Genomic DNA, 2,632 nt, shown 5'->3' with positions numbered 1-2,632 from the left:
CCTCATTGCGTGGCGACCGAGAGTCCGCACATGTCAACGAAGCAGACGGGGAACGCCTGTCGGCACCGGATGAGGATCGGTAGCCGGACACCGTTCGCTCCGGCAACGGCGGCGCATGCACTCGCTACCTTGGTTACCGATTGACCGATGATTCTCGCGCTCGTGCGCAGTCTCCATTGGTGTCAGCCGTTCAACCTGGAGGTCGCCGTGCGCAATTCCCTCACTCGCGCCACCCTATGGTCTGCGGCCGCCACCGAACGCGCCGCTCTGGCCGATGACCTCGCTGGTCTTCACGAGGCGCAGTGGGCACAGCAGTCGCTGTGCGGACGGCGGGTGGTAGAGGAGGTCGTTGCTCACCTCACGGCGGCGGCGAGTATCGGTGCGCTTCGTTGGTTTGGCAGTGTCCTGGGGGCACGGTTCGACTTTGACCTGCACAACGACCGGCGTCTGGCCGAGTACCGAGGCGCGACCCCCGCCGAGACTCTCGAGTGGTTCCAGCGGGTCGTCACCAGCACGACGTCGGCGCCGGGTCCCACCGCGGCGTGGCTTGGTGAAGTGGTGGTGCATGCCCAGGACATCCGGCGGCCGCTCGGGGTCGTGCGCACGCCCGCCGTCGAGACGGTCACCGAGGTTGCCCGCTTCTACGCCCGGCGGGACTTCACCGTGGCCGGCCGCAGCACCATCGAAGGTCTTCGTCTCGAAGCGACCGACGGGCCCTTCACGGCGGGAGCCGGCCCGATGGTCAGCGGCACGACCCTCGCGCTCACGATGGCCATGGCCGGTCGTGGTGCCTACTGTGACGACCTCACCGGGCCGGGCGTGCCGACACTGCGGGACCGCTGCACAACCTGACTGCGCTTGAGAAGCGTCCGCTGACGGAACCTGCACCGGCGCGTTCCGATTGTCGCCCCATGACCGGAACTCGCTGACCTGCGAGGTCCCGTAGAGGCCGTCCGTTGACCATTTCCGCAACGGGGCGGTAAGCGGGACATCGCCAATGCGGATCATGGCCGCCCAGAGCTCAGGTGCGTGTCACTCATGATTTGTGCGGGGTTGGTGCTGTAAAAAACATTTACGCAACGTCTCGCTCAAACCACGAGGTCAGCATGCTTTTTCTCTGCAGAGCCCCGGCGCAGCGCCTCGACCATGGATTTCGTGCAGGTGGGGGCGGAAATATCCGTGACGAGCCGGTGCCGGGGCGCTCGGTAACAGCACAGCCGAGGATCGCGAAGTTGATCTTGTGCGAACACTGATACTGATCGGAACGGCCCTCGGCCTCGGCGCGGGCCTGGTGTGTACCAGCCTGTTCGCCTGGTGGCTGTCGTACCCGGTGCACGTCTACACCGCCAGCTACGAACCGCTCGGCTCCGACGAAACCACCGGGCGCATGGAATCGGTGAATCCCATCCCGTTTCTCGCGGCCGGCCTGATCATCAGTACGTGCCTCGGAGCGGCCGCCGGTTACGCAGCCGCCCACCGCGGCTGGCGGCTGACCCGACACGGCGCGTGATGCTCGTGTGCTCGATCCGGACGTTCCGGTCCCGAGTCTGCGGGGTGACGACCCCGGCCCGGGGCCGTCACTCACACCGGGCGCCGGGCTCCTTCGTGTGCGGTGAGCAATAGGTGGTCGAACTGGGTGCGCAGAGTCGCGCCGGATTCGCACTGACCGAATCCGGCGACGATCAGTTCCGCGAGGACGCGTAGCCGGGTGTTGGTCTGCTGTGAGCGCCAGATGAGGACGTCGAACGCCCGGTCGGCGGAGATGCCGTAGACCAGCATCAACGCACCCTTGGCCTGCTCGATCACAGCCCGCGACTGCTCGAGTTCGGCGACCGCCTCATCGACCGACTCCTTCACCTCGTCGCGGTAGGTGTCGGTGAGGTCGATGTAGAACCCGGTCGTCCCGATGACCGCACCGGCGTCGTCGCACAGTCGGTCGCCGACGACCACGACCTGGTGGATGTTGCCGGTGGTGTCGAGGATGCGGTGTGTGCTGCTGAACGGTTCGGCGGCGCTGATCATCCGGTCCAATACCTGCGCGACGTGCGGGTGGTCCTCGGGGTGTTTGTGGGAGAGCAGCAGTTCGGTGGTCGGGACGATCTCACCGGGCTGGTAGCCGTGCATCCGGGCGACGGCATCGGACCATTCCGACCGCTGCCCGTCCAGGAAGAAGCGGAAACTGCCCACCCGCTGCGGTTCCCCACCGAATACCTGCCCTGAGCTCACGTCCTATTTCTAGCGCATCGCGGTAGCCGGAGAGTTGCCGTGGTCCCGTGGCCGAGACGGCCTCCGGCCGCGCCGCGACTCGGCGGCGAGAGGGCGTCAACTGTGCTGCGGCAGGGAAGAGTTGGCGCCGATCGCCTTGGTGATGTACAACCTTGACTACAGGAAATGTGAAGCGGGTCACATCACTGTGACGGGGATGCACACCAACCGGATGTGCCGACACCGCAGACACGACGAAAAGGTAGGGCGCGCATGACCACAGCCTCGATGATTCCGGCGTCTTCGATCCCCTCGCGGCCGCCGGTGCGGCGCAGCGGTGGCATGAGCACCGCGGAGATCAAAGCGAGGATCGAGGCCATGTTCGCCGACGACCGCCGACCGGTCCACCAGACGGGTCCGCGCTGAC

General features: G+C 66.3%; 3 protein-coding genes and 1 pseudogene. 2 read left to right on the top strand and 2 right to left on the bottom strand.

The annotated features are described in order from the left end of the window. Positions 1–147: 147 nt before the first annotated feature. Together AZG88_RS32015 and AZG88_RS32010 are read left to right on the top strand one after the other, a co-directional pair. Positions 148–852, top strand: coding sequence for a maleylpyruvate isomerase family mycothiol-dependent enzyme (locus AZG88_RS32015; protein ID WP_442971762.1), 705 nt, complete (start codon positions 148–150; stop codon positions 850–852). Between the two features lie 388 nt (positions 853–1,240). Continuing rightward, on the top strand, positions 1,241–1,510 hold the full coding sequence (locus AZG88_RS32010) for a hypothetical protein (RefSeq protein WP_061700149.1): 270 nt from the start codon (positions 1,241–1,243) through the stop codon (positions 1,508–1,510). A 71-nt stretch (positions 1,511–1,581) separates the two neighbouring features. On the opposite strand, the gene AZG88_RS32005 is transcribed toward AZG88_RS32010, so the two are convergent. Next, positions 1,582–2,226 (bottom strand): PAS and ANTAR domain-containing protein, encoded by a 645-nt coding sequence (locus AZG88_RS32005; RefSeq protein ID WP_061700148.1) that lies wholly within the window; start codon positions 2,224–2,226, stop codon positions 1,582–1,584. Between the two features lie 182 nt (positions 2,227–2,408). Then, positions 2,409–2,632: pseudogene (locus AZG88_RS54450) on the bottom strand (hypothetical protein); the annotation flags it as partial.

Origin of the sequence: Rhodococcus sp. LB1 (assembly GCF_001583455.1) — a bacterium.
Taxonomy (GTDB): Bacteria; Actinomycetota; Actinomycetes; order Mycobacteriales; family Mycobacteriaceae; genus Rhodococcus_F; species Rhodococcus_F opacus.
The sequence above is the reverse complement of the archived record's forward strand: the minus strand, read 5'-3'. Positions and strand labels throughout refer to the sequence as shown.